15 protein-coding genes and 1 pseudogene are annotated in these 17,293 nt (G+C 66.0%); 7 read left to right on the top strand and 9 right to left on the bottom strand.

What is annotated here, in order from left to right; translation table 11 throughout:
• Nucleotides 1–27: 27 nt before the first annotated feature.
• From XCSCFBP4642_RS0116530 to gpmA, 4 genes are all read right to left on the bottom strand, one after another.
• Nucleotides 28–1,590 carry a phospholipase D family protein gene (locus XCSCFBP4642_RS0116530; protein WP_029220764.1) on the bottom strand — a complete coding sequence of 521 codons (1,563 nt, stop codon included), beginning with the start codon at nt 1,588–1,590 and terminating at the stop codon, nt 28–30.
• Between the two features lie 435 nt (nt 1,591–2,025).
• Nucleotides 2,026–4,116, bottom strand: a complete 2,091-nt coding sequence (locus XCSCFBP4642_RS0116535) for a M13 family metallopeptidase (protein ID WP_029220765.1) — start codon at nt 4,114–4,116, stop codon at nt 2,026–2,028.
• A gap of 289 nt (nt 4,117–4,405) precedes the next feature.
• Entirely contained in the window at nt 4,406–4,720 is a 315-nt protein-coding gene (locus XCSCFBP4642_RS25100) for a hypothetical protein (RefSeq protein WP_033899332.1), read from the bottom strand.
• Nucleotides 4,721–4,867: 147 nt separating this feature from the next.
• Complete coding sequence (gene gpmA, locus XCSCFBP4642_RS0116545) at nt 4,868–5,617, bottom strand: 2,3-diphosphoglycerate-dependent phosphoglycerate mutase (protein WP_029220766.1); 750 nt, start codon at nt 5,615–5,617, stop codon at nt 4,868–4,870.
• 103 nt (nt 5,618–5,720) lie between these two features.
• Between gpmA and nfi the strand changes: the two genes are divergently transcribed.
• The 3 genes and pseudogenes from nfi (at nt 5,721) to XCSCFBP4642_RS0116555 (ending at nt 7,672) form a co-directional block, all read left to right on the top strand.
• Nucleotides 5,721–6,428: a deoxyribonuclease V gene (gene nfi / locus XCSCFBP4642_RS0116550; protein ID WP_029220767.1), complete on the top strand. Its 708-nt coding sequence runs from the start codon at nt 5,721–5,723 to the stop codon at nt 6,426–6,428.
• A gap of 143 nt (nt 6,429–6,571) precedes the next feature.
• A pseudogene (locus XCSCFBP4642_RS27390) lies at nt 6,572–6,905 on the top strand (pirin family protein); the annotation flags it as partial.
• A gap of 302 nt (nt 6,906–7,207) precedes the next feature.
• Nucleotides 7,208–7,672, top strand: coding sequence for a hypothetical protein (locus tag XCSCFBP4642_RS0116555; protein WP_029220768.1), 465 nt, complete (start codon nt 7,208–7,210; stop codon nt 7,670–7,672).
• 259 nt (nt 7,673–7,931) lie between these two features.
• Here XCSCFBP4642_RS0116555 and XCSCFBP4642_RS0116560 read toward each other — a convergent pair whose 3' ends face one another.
• Both XCSCFBP4642_RS0116560 and XCSCFBP4642_RS0116565 read right to left on the bottom strand, forming a co-directional pair.
• Nucleotides 7,932–8,363: an OsmC family protein gene (locus XCSCFBP4642_RS0116560; protein ID WP_029220769.1), complete on the bottom strand. Its 432-nt coding sequence runs from the start codon at nt 8,361–8,363 to the stop codon at nt 7,932–7,934.
• Nucleotides 8,364–8,518: 155 nt separating this feature from the next.
• Nucleotides 8,519–9,373, bottom strand: coding sequence for a pirin family protein (locus XCSCFBP4642_RS0116565; RefSeq protein ID WP_029220770.1), 855 nt, complete (start codon nt 9,371–9,373; stop codon nt 8,519–8,521).
• Between the two features lie 232 nt (nt 9,374–9,605).
• Here XCSCFBP4642_RS0116565 and XCSCFBP4642_RS0116575 point away from each other — a divergent pair, with 232 nt between their 5' ends.
• Nucleotides 9,606–11,678, top strand: coding sequence for a carbon starvation CstA family protein (locus tag XCSCFBP4642_RS0116575; RefSeq protein WP_029220771.1), 2,073 nt, complete (start codon nt 9,606–9,608; stop codon nt 11,676–11,678).
• Nucleotides 11,678–11,902, top strand: a complete 225-nt coding sequence (locus XCSCFBP4642_RS0116580) for a YbdD/YjiX family protein (protein ID WP_005926176.1) — start codon at nt 11,678–11,680, stop codon at nt 11,900–11,902. Before XCSCFBP4642_RS0116575 ends, XCSCFBP4642_RS0116580 begins: the two co-directional genes overlap by 1 nt.
• 172 nt (nt 11,903–12,074) lie before the next feature.
• Here XCSCFBP4642_RS0116580 and XCSCFBP4642_RS0116585 read toward each other — a convergent pair whose 3' ends face one another.
• On the bottom strand, nt 12,075–12,779 hold the full coding sequence (locus XCSCFBP4642_RS0116585) for an HAD family hydrolase (protein WP_029220772.1): 705 nt from the start codon (nt 12,777–12,779) through the stop codon (nt 12,075–12,077).
• A 193-nt stretch (nt 12,780–12,972) separates the two neighbouring features.
• On the opposite strand from XCSCFBP4642_RS0116585, the gene XCSCFBP4642_RS0116590 reads away from it, so the two are divergent.
• Both XCSCFBP4642_RS0116590 and XCSCFBP4642_RS0116595 read left to right on the top strand, forming a co-directional pair.
• Nucleotides 12,973–13,782, top strand: a complete 810-nt coding sequence (locus tag XCSCFBP4642_RS0116590) for an ankyrin repeat domain-containing protein (RefSeq protein WP_029220773.1) — start codon at nt 12,973–12,975, stop codon at nt 13,780–13,782.
• Nucleotides 13,783–13,818: 36 nt separating this feature from the next.
• Nucleotides 13,819–15,015: a Tle-like phospholipase domain-containing protein gene (locus tag XCSCFBP4642_RS0116595; RefSeq protein WP_029220774.1), complete on the top strand. Its 1,197-nt coding sequence runs from the start codon at nt 13,819–13,821 to the stop codon at nt 15,013–15,015.
• A gap of 170 nt (nt 15,016–15,185) precedes the next feature.
• Here the strand turns inward: XCSCFBP4642_RS0116595 and XCSCFBP4642_RS0116600 are convergent, their stop codons facing one another.
• Together XCSCFBP4642_RS0116600 and XCSCFBP4642_RS0116605 are read right to left on the bottom strand one after the other, a co-directional pair.
• Nucleotides 15,186–16,424 carry a DUF819 family protein gene (locus tag XCSCFBP4642_RS0116600; protein ID WP_425480135.1) on the bottom strand — a complete coding sequence of 413 codons (1,239 nt, stop codon included), beginning with the start codon at nt 16,422–16,424 and terminating at the stop codon, nt 15,186–15,188.
• A gap of 388 nt (nt 16,425–16,812) precedes the next feature.
• Nucleotides 16,813–17,028 carry a hypothetical protein gene (locus XCSCFBP4642_RS0116605; protein WP_029220776.1) on the bottom strand — a complete coding sequence of 72 codons (216 nt, stop codon included), beginning with the start codon at nt 17,026–17,028 and terminating at the stop codon, nt 16,813–16,815.
• Between the last annotated feature and the right edge of the window lie 265 nt (nt 17,029–17,293).

The raw sequence follows: 17,293 nt of genomic DNA on the forward strand, positions 1-17,293 counted from the left end.
CACTCCGCTCGCATGCGTCGGCAGGCCTCATAGCTGCGAATCCAGCGGCAGCCATCCCAGTACCGTGGCAGCGCTGCGGCGCCACAGGCTGGCTGCTGGCTCGCGTGTCCACATCTGCGGCGGTTGTGCCGCATCGTCGTGCCACCGCAGCTCGCCCTGTTCCAGGGTCACCCGATAACTCACCGGCGCGCTGACCTTGTGGTTGTACAGACGTTCCAGCTCCTCGGTCACGGTGCGGTCCTCGAACAGCAACCCCATCTCGGTGTTGAGGTTCATCGAGCGCGGGTCCAGGTTGAACGAGCCGATGAAGCCGCGCGTATCGTCCACCACGAACGCCTTGGTATGCAGGCTGGCGCCGCTGGAACCGAACAGGCTGCCATCGGGCTTGCCCATCGGCTTGAGCTCATGCAGGCGCACACCCTGCTGCAGCAACGGCACGCGGTAGTCGGCGTAGCCGCTGTGTACGGCCACCACGTCATTGGCGGCCAGCGAATTGGTCAGGATGTTGACGCGCACCTTGCGCTGGCGCAGGTTTCCGATCCAGCGCATGCCCTCGTCGCCCGGCACGAAATACGGCGAGATCACCTTCAACTCGCGCTGCGCATGGGCCATCTCGCCGATCAAGATCGGTGCCATCCAGTCCGCCTGCGGCGGCGCGCCATCGGTCTTTTCCGGCGGGTCGGAGACGATGCGTGCGTGCGCCAGCCAATGCACCGGGCGGTCGCCCTGCATCAAGGCCTGCACGCTGGGCGAACGCTGCAGCCGCTGCACATAGGGCTGTGCCCGCGCGGAGTCCAGTCCGGCATCCAGGCTGCCGCGCAACGCGTCCAGCGCCTGCGGCTTGGCGGTGACCAACGCGGACAGCGGCAGCGCATTGGGGCTGTTCCAGTAGGCGTCGAACACCTGCTCGGCCTGGCCTACCGCCGGCCCCACCACCGCCGCATCCATGTCCATGAAGTTGGTATCGCGCGCGGCATCGAAATACTCATCGCCCACGTTGCGACCACCCACCACCGCCATGCGTCCATCGGCAATCCAGGCCTTGTTGTGCATGCGCCGGTTGATGCTCACCATGCGCAGCACCATTTCCACCCCGCGCATCAGCGTGCCTTCGCGCGCACGGGTGGGATTGAACAGGCGGATCTCGATCAACGGATGGCTGTCGAGCGCGGCCAGGACCGAATCGCTGCCGTGGATATTCATGTCGTCCAGCAGCAACCGCACGCGCACGCCGCGATCGGCGGCGCGCAGCAGTTCGTTATGCAGCAGGTTGCCGGTGAAATCGGCATGCCAGATGTAGTACTGCAGGTCCAGGCTACGCCCCGCCGCACGCGCGGTAAGCGCGCGCACCGCGAAGGCATCGGTGTTGTCCGGAATGATCACCACCCCGGTCTGTGCGGCATGCGCGTGCTGCAGCGGCGCCACCACCTTGTCGATGGCGGTGACCACTGCCGTGGCGGGCAACGCGTGGCTGACCTGCCCGCGCTGACGATCGGCAAAACGGCCGTAACCATAGAGCGACAGCACGCTGCCCAGCACGAGCACCAGCATGCCGATGCCGATCCATTTGAAGACGTTCCGCTTGGTCACTGCCGACCCCAGGGCTTGCCAGCGCAGCAGTGTAGAGGTCGATCGCGCAACTCCATGTGCACGCGCAGCTGCCCGCGCCGGGGCGGCGTCCGGGCACATCTGGCATTGGATGTTGCAGCACCGCTTTCGGGGGGCAGGCTTGCGGTGTGCGACTGCCTACTGTCAACACAGCGCTCTGCCGCAGTCGAGCAGCCTCGCATGCGGCACCGGTAACCACTGACGGCACGCACGCAAGGCAGCACCCGCGTGACAGATGCGCCACCGCCGTTCCTGGTCAATGGTCACGCGGCAGTGCGTTGTCCATGGCCCAACCGGTCGCGGCAGGTCAGCTGCTGCGGCGTGCAGGCCAGCACGCCTGCAACGCCCGCGCTGCATACCGCAGCCGCCAACGACCGCGCCCGCCGGAAGCGCGCGCGGTGGTTCAACCCACGGCGCTTACCAGATCGCAACGCGGTCCTTGTCGCCGCGCACCATCGCATCGCCCGGCTTGCACTGGAACGCCTGCGCGAAGACCGGCATGTTCGATGGCGCACCGTTGGCACGGAAATTGGCCGGTGCATGCGGGTCGGTATTCAGGCGTACGCGCAATTCGCCGTCGGTAAAGTTGCGACGCCACACCGTGGCCCAGTTCATGAAGAAGCGCTGGTCCTGCGAATAGCCGTCAATCTGCTTGTTGGCATCGGGCTGTTCCTTCAGCGCCATCTGCAAGGCGTCGTAGGCCACGGTCAGGCCACCTAGGTCGCCGATGTTTTCGCCCAGGGTCAGCTTGCCCTTGACGTGCACGCCAGGGATTGCCTCGTAGCCGTCGAACTGCGCCACCAGCTGATCGGTGCGCTGGGTAAACAGCTTGCGGTCTGCATCGGACCACCAGGTGTCGAAATTACCCTTGCCATCGAACTGGCTGCCGGAGTCGTCGTAGCCATGCATCATCTCGTGCCCGATCACCGCACCGATGCCGCCGTAGTTCAGCGCCGGATCGGCCTTGGGATCGAAGAATGGCGGTTGCAGGATCGCCGCCGGGAACACGATCTCGTTGCGGGTGGCGTTGTAGTACGCATTGACCGTCTGCGGGGTCATATGCCACTCGCGCTTGTCCACCGGTTTGCCGATCTTGTCCAGCATGTAGCGGTAATTGAAGGCCTGGGCGGCCTGCATGTTGGCCAGGAATCCGTCGCCACGCGTCTCCAATCCCGACCAGTCGCGCCACTGATCCGGGTAGCCGATCTTGGGGGTGAAGCTGGCCCACTTTTCCAGCGCGCGCTGCTTGGTCTCGGCGCTCATCCAGTCCAGTTGTTCCAGCCGCGCCTTCAAGGCGACCGACAAGTTCTGTACCAGCTGCTGCATCTGCTCCTTGGACTCGGCAGGAAATGCGGACTGCACGTAAAGCTGGCCCAGCGCCTCGCCCATCGCCTTGTTGACCGCGTTCAAGGTGCGCTTCCAGCGCGGCAGCATGTCCTGCTGGCCGCGCAACGTCTTCGCATAGAAATCGAAGTTGGCCTGCTCGAACGGCTTGGCCAGATACGGCGCCGCTTCATCGATGCTGTGGAAACGCAAGTAAGCTTTCCAGGTGTCCACCGGCGTGTCCGCAAGCATCGCATCGAGCTCGGCAAAATAGCCGGGCTGGCTCAGCGAGAACGTAGCGGCCGGCACCTTGAGCGCACTGAAGAACGCCTGCCAGTCGAAATGCGGCGTCACCGCATTGGCGCCGGCCACATCGACCGGGTTGTAGCGCTTGGCCGGGTCGCGCAACTCGATCCGCGACAGCGAGGCCTTGGCCAGCCGCGTCTCGAATGCCATCACCGCCTTGGCCTGCGCGGCGGGAATGCCGGACAACTCCAGCACCCGTGCGATATACGCCACGTACTGCTCGCGGATCTTGGCCTGCGCCGGATCGCTGTAATAGCCCTTCTCGGGCAGGCCCAGACCGCCCTGCCCTGCGTAGGCGATCATCTGCTCGGAATTCTTGTAGTCGGCATTGGCACCGAACGAGAACACGACGCCCTGGCCCTTGGCATAGCTGTCGCGCAACCACGCGGCGATGGCTGGCGCATCGGCCAGCGCATCGATGGCCTGCAACTGCGGCTGCAGCGGGGCGATGCCGGCGGTGTCGATGGCCGCCTCGTCCGATCCGGTGCGCCACAGGTCGGCGATCTTGGCATCCACCGATCCGGCCGACAGATTGCCGCGCGCCAGCTGCTTTACCAGCGCATGCTGAATGGTCAACGAGCGCTCGGCCAGCACTTCGAAACTGCCCCAGCTGCTGCGATCGGACGGCACCGGGTTGGCCTTGAGCCACTTGGCGTTGACGAAGCCGTTGAGGTCCTGGCACGCACTGATGGCCGGATCCAGATCGCCGCTGCCGAACGCCACGATCGGCGCATCCAGCTTGGACACATCCACCCTGGCCGGTGCGGCCTGCGGCGCGGCGGGCGCGGCCTTGGGGGCGTCGTCGGAGGCACCGCACGCAGACAGCACGACCACGATGGCCAGGGCAAGCGACAGCGGCGCAAACTTGTTCAACGTCATTGAATTCTCCAAACCATGACCGCGTCTGCGCGGTCGAAAAAAGTCGGCAGCCGGTCGCGAGCCGCCAGCGAAGATCAGCGCATCAGACGGCGCTCGCTTCTTCGTCAGCTACTCTGCAACCGGCCACACCAAAATCACTGCACCGGCACCGCAACGCCATGACGTCCGCTGCCGTGCCTTCGCCAACATCAGTGCAACGACAGGCTGCTGGCACGTCTATCACTGACGCCGCGACCGCCTGTTTCACCTAATACCTGCATCCCGGCGCAACGCGCGCCATCGCATGCAGTCAATGCTGCGCGTAAAACGGCGCCATCAACAGGTACACCGGGTACGCCAACATCATCAGCACCAGGGCTGCCTCATGCGCGGATGTCGCATCGGCCAACGCGTCCATCTGTCGCGCCGGCCCGACAACGCCAAACCCCAGCAGCAGCACGCCCACTGCGCAGATCAGCAACACCAGCACCAGGCCGGCGTCGGAGATGTCGCCAGCGGCCAGGGCGACGAAGGCAGCGCCGCCTGCCACCAGCAGGCCCAGCGTCACCAGATACGCGCGACAGTAGACCGCCGTCATCTGCTGGGTTTTACGTTTGCCGGACATCATGTCTCGCCTGCATATCGGCGCGGCGCGCGCATCACGCCCACACGCCGCTTCCATTCAACCCAGCACGCGGCGCTTTGCAGCCGCGTGCCACACAAAGACAGGCGCTGCGCGCGACGCACGCAGCGCTGCAACCACGCGTGGCGATTACTTCGCCTTGCCCTGGTTGGCCACCGCTTCGGCCGCGCGCTTGGCCGCTTCCGGGTCGCCCAGGTAACGGAAGTTTTGCACCTGCAGGTTGTCGTCCAGCTCGAACAGCAGCGGGATGCCGGTGGGGATGTTGAGCTCCAGGATCTGCTCGTTGGAAACGTCGTTGAGGTACTTGTACAGCGCGCGCAACGAATTGCCGTGCGCGGTCACCAGCACGGTCTGGCCGGCCTTCAACTGCGGCGCAATCGCGTCGTGCCAATACGGCAGCACGCGCACCAGCGTGGTGGCCAGCGACTCGGTGCCCGGCAATGCATTACGGTCCAGGGTGGCGTAGCGGCGGTCGTGACACGGGTGGCCCGGGTCGTTGACGTCCATCGCCGGCGGCGGGATGTCGTAGGAGCGGCGCCAGATCTTGACCTGCTCCTCGCCGTGCTTGGCCGCAGTCTCGGCCTTGTCCAGGCCCTGCAGCCCGCCGTAATGGCGCTCGTTGAGGCGCCAGCTCTTGGACACCGGCAGCCAGTCCTGGTCGAGCTCCTTCAAAGCACCCTGCAGCGTGTGGATGGCGCGCTTGAGCACCGAGGTGTGGGCAACATCGAACTGCAGCCCTTCATCCTTCATCAGCTTGCCGGCCGCCGCCGCTTCCTGGCGGCCCTGCTCGGTGAGGTCCACATCCACCCAGCCGGTGAAACGGTTGTCCAGATTCCATTGGCTCTGGCCATGGCGCAGCAGTACGAGTTTGCGGGTCACTACGGTTCTCCGATTGGGGGCCGATCAGCCTGCGATTGTAGCGGCAGCCAGCGCATCGCTGGCGTGCACGAGCTGCCCACGCGCTGCACGCGATGCTGCGACCATGCCCCACATCGCTCCCGTATTCGCCGGTTGGGACGGCAGTGTCCCCCAGGCGCGACAGTTGCAGCGGCAACTGGCAAGGCAGGTCGTGCTGCAGGACGCCGTCGCCGCAACGCCGCAGTTGCTGGCCGGATTCGATGTCGGTTTCGAGGACGACGGCCAGACCACGCGCGCGGCAGCCGTGCTGCTGGATGCGCAGACCTTGCTGCCGCTGGAAATGCAGGTGGCACGCGTGGCGACCTCGATGGCGTATGTGCCCGGGCTGCTCAGCTTTCGCGAATTGCCGGCCTTGCTGCAGGCGCTGGCGCTGTTGGCGCGCACGCCGGATCTGGTGTTCGTCGACGGCCAGGGCATCGCCCATCCGCGCGGGCTCGGCATCGCCGCGCACTTCGGCGTGGTGACCGGCCTGCCCAGCATCGGCGTGGCCAAGCAGCGGCTGGCCGGAACCTTCGTGGAGCCGGGTGCCGACCGCGGCGACCACAGCCCGATCCTGCTGGGCGGCACGCAGATCGGCTGGGCACTGCGCAGCAAGCCGCGCTGCAATCCGTTGATCGTCTCGCCCGGTCACCGCGTCTCCATGCACGGCGCACTCGAATGGACCTTGCGCACCCTGCGTGCGTATCGCCTGCCGGAACCGACGCGTCTTGCGGATCGCCTGGCTTCGCGCCGCGGCGAGATTGCGCTGCCTGCGCAGGCGAGCCTGCTGTAGCACGCGTCCTGCGCACGGCCGGCGCATTGCGCATCGCCGTACGCGACCGTGGCAGTCAGAACATTCCGTCTTGACCAACGCCGTGCGCCGCGCGCAGGTCGCATGCGCAGCTTTGGCCTCGCCGTCCGTCACGAGCCAGCGCCATGACCACCTTGATCGCCCCACGCCTGCACGACATCGGCAGGCTGGAAGTCCGCCGCGCCCACGCTGCAGGCGCGCAGCGTCGGCCGGTTCGTGTTCGTCGACCATATGGGCCCGGCGGTGCTGGAGCCCGATCACGGCATCGACGTGCGTCCGCATCCGCATATCGGCCTGGCCACGGTGACCTTCCTGTGGTCCGGCGAGATCGGCCACCGCGACACGCTGGGCTCGGACCAGGTGATCCCCCCGGCGACGTCAACTGAAGGAGCACATCGAACAGGCCAGGGAGGATTGGCAGGCCGGGCGCTTCGGCAGCATTCCCGGCGACGACCAGGAAGTCATCCACTGCCGGAAACGCCGCCCCCCATGCCGGTTAATTACCCCTGCAACCATGCGCGGAATGCGGAGTCCTGCGGGATGGGTAACCAGGTCTCGCTACGCGGGTGCCGCACTGCACAAGGGGTGCCACGCCCGGTTGCGACAGGGCTTGAGCTTGCTCGCACAGCTGTGGTAGTGATGCAGGTGTGAGCGGAGCGCGCGCCATGTGGACGGCAGCCTTGGAGCGGGGAACTTGAGGCGCTGCAGTGGCACGGAGTTGGCGTCGTCCCGCATCGTCATCCAATGCCGGGGAACCTTCGATGAAGTCTGCATTCTGCCTTGTCGGCCTGAGTCTGCTGCTGGCCGCCACCACCACCGCCCATGCCCAAACCGCGCCGGTCTGCCCGCCGCTGCCACCCGCCTCGGGACTGCAGTGGAACGAACTGGCCGGTGCCGATTATCTGGTCTGCAAGGCGTTCAACGCCGAGGGCCGCCAGGTGGTCGGCGTGATGCTGACCACCCGCGACCCCGCCATGGTGCTGGCACGCGATCGCCGCGCCGAAAAGGGCCAGATCCAGCAGGAGGATTTCTACTGGTACAAGCTCGACCTGGGTGGCCGCGAAATACCGGGCATGGAATCGCGCCGCGTCACCGTGGTCGAACTGGGCAAGAAGCGCTACGCACAGCTGTGGATCGACGGCGCCAGCAGCGAGGAACTCACCTCGATGCAATCGCTGGTGCAGGCGATGGACCTGCAACCGGCCAGCCTGGCGTTGCAGCGCTGATGCCTTGAAGGCACGGCGCCGCCCTCGCCTGGAGGCAACGCCGCGCAAGTGCAGCTGCGTGGCCCGGCGCGGCTTGCGCCCGCGGTGGGGCCGCTGTGCGCGGCCTGGGCGCTGGGGGGCGCGACCGCAGCGGTGTCGTTCCTGATCTCCAATGGCGCGTTGGGCTGCATCTACAATGGCGCGTTGGGCCGCGCCTTCGCTGGACGCAAGACCAGGGGGCTTGGCAGCTGCACGCGCACGCGACGCCGGGCCACAAGGCCTACGGCGTGACGGCACCGGGGGTGGCAGCAACCTCGATCTGTAGTCGGGTCGCAATGCCCACCTCGCCGGTCAACAGCCGATGGATCGGGCACTTGTCGGCCACTTCCATCAGGCGTGCGCGCCGACCGTCATCCAGCGCGCCGTCCAGCACGATCTCGCGACTGATCTCCGTCCCGCCTGCACCGCGCTGGGTGTAGTACAGATGCACGTGCACGCCCGTCAGCGGCCACTGCTTGCGCGCCGCCACTATCGACACCGTGATCGCCGTGCAGGCGCCCAGGGCACCCAGCACCTGCGATTGCGGATCCGGCCCGGCATCGGCGCCGCCGTTGACAGGCTGTGCATCGCCGAGCCAGCGGCGCTGCCCATCGTGGATGGTGACGGTGTACGGCACGTTGCCGGTGCTGACACTGACGGGGCGGTCACTCATGACGTTTCCTGTTTCAAGGGTGGCTGACGACAGCAACCGCTCCGGGTGGCCCCCGAACTGCACCCCGTAGCGGCTGTGCGCGAACTGCATCGCGCGTGCTGCTGGTCGCGCCTGCCGATGCATGCGCGACGGTGCAGCTTCGCAAACCCGATGCTTCAGAAGCGCCCTTCCTGGAAATCGACAAACGCCTGCATCAGCTCCTGCTCGGTGTTCATCACGAATGGGCCGTGCCGCATCACCGGCTCGTTGAGTGGGCGTCCGGCCACCAAGATCAGGCGCGCACCCTGCTCGCCGGCCTGCAGCGTCAGGCACTGCCCACCGCCCAGCACCGCCAGCTCCTGCGCCGGCAGACTGCGCGCGGCATCGCCCTCGCCCACTGCCACCGCACCCTCGAAGGCATACGCAAAGGCGTTGTGGCCCTCGGGCAGCAGGTAGTCCCATGCTGCGCCTGCATCCAGGGCGATATCCAGATACACCGGGCTGGTCGCGGGCTGCACGATCGGCCCGACCACCTCGCCCACCGCGCCGGCAATCACCTTGACCGTCACGCCGGGCGCCGGACGCGCCACCGGGATGCGGTCTGGCGCGTACTCCTGGTACTTCGGGTCGGTCATCTTCTCGCGTGCCGGCAGGTTCACCCACAGCTGGAAACCGCGCATGCGCCCGGATTCCTGCTCGGGCATTTCCGAGTGGATCAGGCCGCGGCCGGCGGTCATCCACTGCACGCTGCCCGGCGTCAGCAGGCCCTCGTTGCCGTGGTTGTCCTTGTGCCGCATGCGGCCGTCGAGCATGTAGGTCACCGTCTCGAAGCCGCGATGCGGATGGCTCGGAAAGCCGGCCAGATAGTCCTCGGCCTGTTCGGTGCCGAACTCGTCCAGCATCAGGAACGGGTCCAGCTCCGGCAATTGCTGGCTGCCGATCACGCGCGTGAGTTTGACGCCGGCGCCGTCGGAGGTGGGCATGCCGCGGATGGTGCGCAGCACATGCGCCGGGGTGGTGAGGGTGCTCATTGCAGTGTCCCTGTGCAGTGTGTGGATGCCGACATCATGGGTGCGCGTGGCGACGCGCCCAATCGCGACGATTGCAACCGATCGTTCCAAACGCCGGCCTGGCCGCGCTACCGCTAGCGCACCTTGCACCCAAACACCCTACGACCAAAGTTTTACCCTGCAGTCCGAGGCTGCCATTGACCGCAGGCGAGCGCAGGGGGACCCTTGGGCGAATCGTTTCCGAGGGGCATGCATGAAAGGGTTCTCGAAGCTGGCCTGGGGCGCGCTGGCGCTGCTGGCCGCGTTCTGCCTGGGCACCGTGGCACTGCGGCGTGGCGAGCACATCAACGCGTTATGGATCGTGGTGGCGGCGGTGTCGATCTATCTGATCGCCTACCGGTTCTACAGCTTGTTCATCGCCGACAAGGTGATGCAGCTGGATCCCACCCGCGCTACCCCTGCGGTCGCCAACAACGACGGCCTGGACTACGTGCCCACCAACAAGCATGTGCTGTTCGGCCACCACTTCGCTGCCATCGCTGGCGCCGGGCCGTTGGTCGGCCCGGTGCTCGCCGCGCAGATGGGCTACCTGCCCGGGCTGCTGTGGCTGGTGGTGGGCGTGGTGTTCGCCGGCGCGGTACAGGACTTCGTGGTGCTGTTCCTTTCCAGCCGTCGCAACGGCCGTTCGCTGGGCGATCTGGTGCGCGAGGAAATGGGCCAGGTGCCCGGCACCATCGCCTTGTTCGGCGCCTTCCTGATCATGATCATCATCCTGGCGGTGCTGGCGATGGTGGTGGTCAAGGCGTTGGCCGAAAGCCCGTGGGGCATGTTCACGGTGATCGCCACGATGCCGATCGCGCTGATGATGGGCGTGTACATGCGCTACATCCGGGTCGGCAAGATCGGCGAGATCTCGGTGGTCGGCCTGATCCTGCTGCTGGGCGCGATCTGGCTGGGCGGCAAGGTCGCGGCGGATCCGAGCTGGGGCCCGGCCTTCACCTTCACCGCCAAGCAGATCACCTGGATGCTGATCGGCTACGGCTTCGTCGCCTCGGTGCTGCCGGTGTGGCTGCTGCTGGCGCCACGCGATTACCTGTCCACCTTCCTCAAGATCGGCACCATCCTGGCGCTGGCGATCGGCATCCTGGTCGTGATGCCCGATCTCAAGATGCCGGCGCTGACCCAGTTCGCCTCCACCGGCGACGGCCCGGTGTGGAAGGGCGGCATCTTCCCGTTCCTGTTCATCACCATTGCCTGCGGCGCAGTCTCCGGTTTCCATGCACTGATCGCCTCCGGCACCACGCCCAAGCTGCTCGCCAACGAAGGCCACATGCGCTACATCGGCTACGGCGGCATGTTGATGGAATCGTTCGTGGCAATCATGGCCCTGGTAGCCGCCTCGATCATCGAGCCTGGCATCTATTTCGCCATGAACAGCCCGGCTTCGCTGGTCGGCACCGACACCGTGGCAGTGGCCGCCAAGATCAGCGAGTGGGGCTTTTCGATCACCCCGCAGGCGCTCGAGGCCACCGCACGCGATATCGGCGAACACAGCATCCTGGCGCGCGCCGGCGGTGCGCCCACGCTGGCGGTGGGTATCGCGCAGATCCTGCACCAGCTGCTGCCGGGCGAAGACACCATGGCGTTCTGGTACCACTTCGCCATCCTGTTCGAAGCCTTGTTCATCCTCACTGCAGTGGATGCCGGTACGCGTGCGGGCCGCTTCATGCTGCAGGACCTGCTGGGCAACTTCATTCCGGCGTTGAAGAAGACCGAATCCTGGGCCGCCAACATCATCGCCACCGCCGGCTGCGTGGCGCTGTGGGGCTACCTGCTCTACACCGGCGTGATCGATCCGTTCGGCGGCATCCAGACCTTGTGGCCGTTGTTCGGCATCTCCAACCAGATGCTGGCCGGGATCGCGTTGATGCTGGGCACCGTGGTGCTGTTCAAGATGAAGCGCGACCGCTATGCCTGGGTCACCATCGTGCCGGCGCTGTGGCTGCTGCTGTGCACGACCTACGCGGGGCTGATCAAGATCTTCGACAGCAACCCGGCGCAGGGCTTCCTGGCGCAGGCGCACAAGTTCCAGGCCGCCATCGCCAGCAACACCATCACCGCACCGGCCAAGACAGTGCCGCAGATGCAGCAGATCGTCACCAATGCCTACGTCAACACCGGGCTGACGGTGCTGTTCCTGTTCGTGGTGGGTTCGATCCTGATCTACTCGATCAAGACAATCGTGATTGCGCGCCGCACTCCGCAACGCAGCGACCGCCAAACCCCGTACGTGGCCTTGCAGCCACACCAGATGGCGGATCTGTAATGGGCACCCAACTCGTTCTGGCCAGCCAGTATCAGGTGCATCGCCGCATCTGGCGGCGCCTGATCCAGACTGCGCGGCTGTGTTGCGGCATCCCCGACTACGACAATTACGTGCGCCACATGCTGGAAAAACATCCCGACAAGCCGGTGATGGACTATCCGGCGTTCTTCCGCGAGCGCCAGGACGCGCGCTACGGCGGCAAGAGCGGATTTCGCTGCTGTTGAGTCGTCAGCAACATAGCGAAACGCACCAGGGCGCGATGCTAATCGCGCCCTGGTGCGTTATGTGGCCCTGAATGACCGATCTCGGCCTTGTATGGGCGAGATGGCGCCATCGAGGACAGCGTGTTCAAGGCAAACGGCGCAGGCATGTGCCCCGTAGTGGTGTGGTTCGCGCTCAGCCGGCCTGCTTGCGGGCGATCTGTTCGAACAACCCCGGCAAGTCGCGCATGGCGTCGAACACCGCGATCACGCCGATCCGGCGCAACCTGTCGCCATGGCCGTGCGGAATATGGCTGGCTCCGGTGAATCCCAGCACCTGCATGCCGGCGGCCAGGGCGGCGGTCGCGCCGGTCGGGCTGTCTTCGATCACCAGACAACGCTCGGGTGCCACGCCGGCGGTGCGCGCCGCCAGCAGGTACACGTCCGGCGCCGGCTTGGGCCGTTCCACCATATCGGCGCTGAAGACGCGCCCGGCCGCACGCGCGGTCAGCCCGGCGCGCTCCACCGAGGCGATCACATTGTGGCGGCGGCTGTTGGATGCCACCGCCAGCGGCAACGGAATCTGTTCCAGCGCCTCGCGCACGCCCGGGATCGGCTGTACTTCGGCGGCGATCAGGGACTCGCTGCGCGCCTGGATCTGCGCCAGCAAGGTGTCCGGCAACTGCAAGGCAAAGTGCTCTTCCACACGCCGCAACACCTCCCGCGTGGTCTGCCCGAACGTGGTTTCCAGCAGCTGTTCCAGTGGCTCGCTCGGCACGAAAGAGGCGAGCGCCTCGCGCATCACCCGGTCGGCCAATATCTCGCTGTCGACAAGAACACCATCGCAGTCGCTGATCAGCAGCTCGTAACCCATTGCATCCATCTGCTTGCAAAGCGCCATTATGCCGGCCACCTTGTGACCGTTGGCTATGCCGCGGCGCCTGCGTGACGCGGAACGCATCGGACGATCCCGGGAGCTGCACAGCCCGGCAAGCAGACCCGGCCATGCATCGACGCTGCTGCAGACGCAGGTTACGAAATCTTACCGCGCCCGATTTTGACAGCTGGTAGGATCGGCCGCGCTGTGGCGGGACTTGCCGCAGCGTCACCAGGGATGCGATCAGGACAAGGAGATTTCGATGCAGACGCGATTCCCCACCCTGCTCGTTCTTGCGACCTCGTTTTTCGCGGTCTCATGCACCGCTTCAGCCGGTGCCAAGGAGCAAACCACCATGTCAGCTACGCTGCAGGACCACACCGTCGCCTTCCGCGACCCAGGCCTGACCGAAATTGCCGGCGCCATCGCACACGGCGATGTCGCACGGATCAAGGCGCTCGCCCCCACCGTCGATCTAGCCGCACACGGCGACCAGAACGTGACCCTGCTGGAATGGGCGATCTGGAACGAACAACCCCGTGCACTGGATGCGCTGCTCGATGCGGGCGCAGACCCGTCGCTGCCCGGCATGGACCAGGAAACGGTCGTGCACATGGCCGCAATGGCCAAGGACCCGCAGTATCTGAAGATCCTGCTGCAGCACAAGGCACCGATCGATGTGGTCAGCGCGCGTGCCGGCTGGACGCCGGTATTCCGCGCGGTGCAAAGCAAACGCAACGCGCAGATCGGCCTGCTGCTCGAGGCAGGCGCCGATGTGAAGCGCGTCGACCATACCGGCAACAGCCTGCTGCACGTGGCGGCACAGAGCGGCGCCGCCAGCCCGGCCGTTCTGCAACTGCTCGAAGCCGGCGTGGACCCGAGCGTGCGCAATGCGCAACAGAAGACCTTCCAGGCGTATTTCTTCACCACGCCGGATCGCCTGCTCAATGCAGCTGGCCACCAGGTCAGATCGGACGTGCGCGCGTGGTTGAGCGCGCACGACATTCCCGTGGAAAGCAGCCGCTAAGCGCGCTTTCCGTACGACGAACGCAAGGAGCCGCGCATGAGCCCGCCAGACACATCGTCTTCCAATCCCGTATCCACCCCGTTCGCAGAATCGATGCGGGGACAACACCCTCACCCGCAGGATCGGCAGTTTCCCGAATTGCTGCAGGACCTCTACGCCACCGCGAACCAGCGTCGCGAGGGTGGCGCCGAAACCTTTGCGCCCTTGGCCAACGGCTGGTCGCGCATGGACGATAGCGCGCTGCAGCAGGCCGGCATCGACCCTGCACTGCTGCACGACGCCAAGAGCGGTTTCGATGCCGCGTTCTACCGCAATGACCAGGGTCAGGTCGTCCTTGGCTTCTGCGGCACCGACGAAGGCAAGGACTGGAAACACAATATCGGCCAGGGCCTGGGGTTCGACGACGCGCAATACGCGTCGGCAATCCAGCTCGGCAGCCAGGCACGGCAGGCATTCGGCGATCAGATGGTCATTTCCGGCCATTCATTGGGCGGTGGCCTGGCCGCAGCCTCGGCCATGGTCAATGACATCCCGGCCGTGACCTACAACGCAGCCGGCGTCAACGATCGCACGCTCGAACGCCAGGGTCTGGATGCATCGGCGGCCAAGGACTACGCCAGCAGCGAGTTGATCCGCGGGTATCACGTCAAGAATGAAATCCTGACCCACCTGCAGGAAGACAGCATCCCGCTGAAGTGGACGATGCCTAACGCGGCCGGCCATCAGATCGAGTTGCCGGAGCCGGACCCGCTATCGTTCGGACAGCGCCTGGTGCCCGGCATGATGCTCAAGCATCGCCTGGATCTGCATGGCCTGGATTCGGTCATCCAGGCGCAGGACATGCAGGCCTCGGCGCAGACCCGTGGCGCCTCCCTGCAGCCCGGCAGCCAGTTGTTCAACGATGCGGTGATGCAGTTGGATGGCCAGCGCGAACGGCTCGGGCTGCGCGACGACACCGCATTCATCAACACGGCGGCCAGCGTGGCAGCACGTGCGGGCAATGACGGCCTGCAGCGGATCGATCACCTGATTCCCAACCGCAACGGCGACAGCCTGATCGCGGTGCAGGGACGCATGGACGACCCCACCCATCTGCGCAGCCATGTGCAGACCGCTGCTGCCGCCAACGAGCCTGCACAAGGCAATGTCAGCCAGCTGCAGCAGCACAATCAGCAGCAGGCCCAACTGCCTGTGCAGCGGCAGGAAGAGCAGCGCAGGGTGATCCAGCAGTAGTCCGGATCACCCATCGCGCAGGCAGACATCTTTGGCAGGATCGCGGCTGCCGGCGCGATGTCTGTAGCTTCGCACTCAACAGCAGCGTCCGCGCGTGCCTGCCGAGCCGACCGGAAGGTGGAGCCGTTCCGTCGAACAGCTCCACCGCATCGGCTGGTGTCCCACCTCAGCTACCCGGCCCCTGCCATCGCCCGCAGGGTGATGCCGACCAGATACGCCAGGTAGGTGCCGGTGGCATAGCCCATCGTGCCCAGTAACACACCCACCGGCGCCAGCGCGGGGTGGAAGGCAGCGGCAACCACCGGCGCGGACGCCGGGCCGCCGATATTGGATTGGGAGCCGATAGCGAAATAGAAGAACGGCACCCGCAGCCAGCGGCCCAGGCCCCACAGCAGGGCGATATGCACTGCGATCCAGATCAGGCCGAGCAGGAACAGCCAGGGCCGGTCCAGCAGCGCCAGCAGATCCATCTGCATGCCGATGCAGGCGATCAGGAAATACAGCAGCAGCGAGCCGATCCTGGAAGCACCGGCGCCTTCGAGAGTGCGTGCGCGGGTGAAGCTCAGCAGCAGCCCCAGGCTGGTGGCCAGCACCACCACCCAGACGAACGGCGTGTCCAGACTGAACTGGCCAGCCCAGCTCAGGTGCGCCTTGCACCACGCGGCCAACGGGTTGGCCAGCGCATGCGCCAGGCCGACACCGCCAAAGGCCACTGCCACGATCACCATCAGGTCGGTCAGGCTGGGAATCCGCGCATGCTCGGCCTGGAAGCGCGCCATGCGCTCCTGCAGCGCATCCAGCGCGCGCGTGTCGGCGCTGCTGCGCGCATCGATCGTGCGGGCACGCCCGGCCATGAAGATCAGCACCGCCATCCAGACATAACCGACCCCGACATCGACCACCGCGAACTGACCGAACGTGGTCGCGTCCACGTTGAACACCTCGCGCATCGCCAGCATGTTGGCGCCGCCGCCGATCCAGCTACCTGCCAACGCTGCCATGCCTGCCCAGGTATCGCCCGCCACGGTGGCCGGATGCAGCCAGCGCATCACCCAGAATGCGACCACGGCGCCCAGCATGATGCTCAGCGACGCCCCCAGGTACATGGCCACCAGCGTGGGGCCCAGGCCCAGGATGGCGCGCAGATCGATGCTCAAGGTGAGCAGGATCAACGCGGCCGGCAGCAGTACGTCGCGGGCGATGGGGTTGTATAGCCGGGTAGTGGCACCGTCGATCAGACCGATGGTGTTGTAGATGCCCGGCAGCAGGTAGCACAGCAACAAGGCCGGCATCACGGCGTAGAACCGCCGCCAAGGCCCCTGCTCGCGCGACGAGGTCCAGAACACGGCCCCCAGGGTGGCGGCGATCAGGCCGAAGACCACGATGTCGTTCTGAATGAGGGCGGTCACAGATGCAGTCACGACAGGCGGTGATCCGGCAGGAGGGCCGCCAATGCGGATCGAACCACGGCGGCCGATGACAGCGAATCTAACCGACGATGGCGATGGCGCAAACCCGGGACACTGCGCGCCCCCACTTTACCGGCAGCGATCGGGCTGGCGTAGTCGATCGGGCCATTGGCAGGCGCCACGAGCGGGCACCTGCCAACGACCCAACGCGACGTACTCGCCTGAGACCATGACAAGGTCGCGTGCCCCATCTGTGGCGGCTGACGACTTCACGCCCTGCACCCAGCGTCTGCAGTCGTGGGCCACGGTGGGCAAGACATCATTGCGCCCACTTCCAGGGCAGTGCCGGACCGCCGTTGCAAGCAAGGCGAGCCAGCAGTGACGGCGCTCAGCCGTAGCGACGCACCACCCGCTCGCCGTCGGCCGTATCCAGTACCACGCCGCTGGGCTGGCCGGTGGTCAGGCAGTGCAGCTTGGCCATCAGCTCGGCATTTTCCAGGGCACCCTGCTCACGCAGATAGCGCAGCGGCGACCACTGTGGGCGGGTGACCCACCAGCCGCCCTGCTCGGGATGGATGCGTACGACGTAGCGAGATTCGTCCATATGGCCTCCGGCCAGTAGGTGCCGCGCTCGAACGATGGTGCGATGCCGCGCGGGAAAAGCGCATCACACCGGGGATCTGGGAAACCAGCTCTGGCAGCCAAGCCAACTTGCCCTTGGCTCAAGGGGCCGCGGGAGAGTGGCCGAGGGCTCCGCATTGGCATACCAGCATGCATATTCCTGATTAGCCCTGACCATCAGCCGCCTGTCGCAGGATCTGCGCCGCGCTGGGTGGATGCTGCTGTCACCTGAAGCCAACGAGGTGGCG

This window comes from Xanthomonas cassavae CFBP 4642, from assembly GCF_000454545.1.
GTDB classification, from domain to species: domain Bacteria; phylum Pseudomonadota; class Gammaproteobacteria; order Xanthomonadales; family Xanthomonadaceae; genus Xanthomonas; species Xanthomonas cassavae.

Bases quoted from the DNA above. Each gene is read 5' to 3' on its own strand.
- XCSCFBP4642_RS0116535 (WP_029220765.1), bottom strand. From the start codon at position 4,116: ATGACGTTGAACAAGTTTGCGCCGCTGTCGCTTGCCCTGGCCATCGTG.
- XCSCFBP4642_RS25100 (WP_033899332.1), bottom strand. From the start codon at position 4,720: ATGTCCGGCAAACGTAAAACCCAGCAGATGACGGCGGTCTACTGTCGC.
- nfi (WP_029220767.1), top strand. From the start codon at position 5,721: ATGCCCCACATCGCTCCCGTATTCGCCGGTTGGGACGGCAGTGTCCCC.
- XCSCFBP4642_RS0116555 (WP_029220768.1), top strand. From the start codon at position 7,208: ATGAAGTCTGCATTCTGCCTTGTCGGCCTGAGTCTGCTGCTGGCCGCC.
- XCSCFBP4642_RS0116560 (WP_029220769.1), bottom strand. From the start codon at position 8,363: ATGAGTGACCGCCCCGTCAGTGTCAGCACCGGCAACGTGCCGTACACC.
- XCSCFBP4642_RS0116565 (WP_029220770.1), bottom strand. From the start codon at position 9,373: ATGAGCACCCTCACCACCCCGGCGCATGTGCTGCGCACCATCCGCGGC.
- XCSCFBP4642_RS0116575 (WP_029220771.1), top strand. From the start codon at position 9,606: ATGAAAGGGTTCTCGAAGCTGGCCTGGGGCGCGCTGGCGCTGCTGGCC.
- XCSCFBP4642_RS0116580 (WP_005926176.1), top strand. From the start codon at position 11,678: ATGGGCACCCAACTCGTTCTGGCCAGCCAGTATCAGGTGCATCGCCGC.
- XCSCFBP4642_RS0116585 (WP_029220772.1), bottom strand. From the start codon at position 12,779: ATGGCGCTTTGCAAGCAGATGGATGCAATGGGTTACGAGCTGCTGATC.
- XCSCFBP4642_RS0116595 (WP_029220774.1), top strand. From the start codon at position 13,819: ATGAGCCCGCCAGACACATCGTCTTCCAATCCCGTATCCACCCCGTTC.
- XCSCFBP4642_RS0116605 (WP_029220776.1), bottom strand. From the start codon at position 17,028: ATGGACGAATCTCGCTACGTCGTACGCATCCATCCCGAGCAGGGCGGC.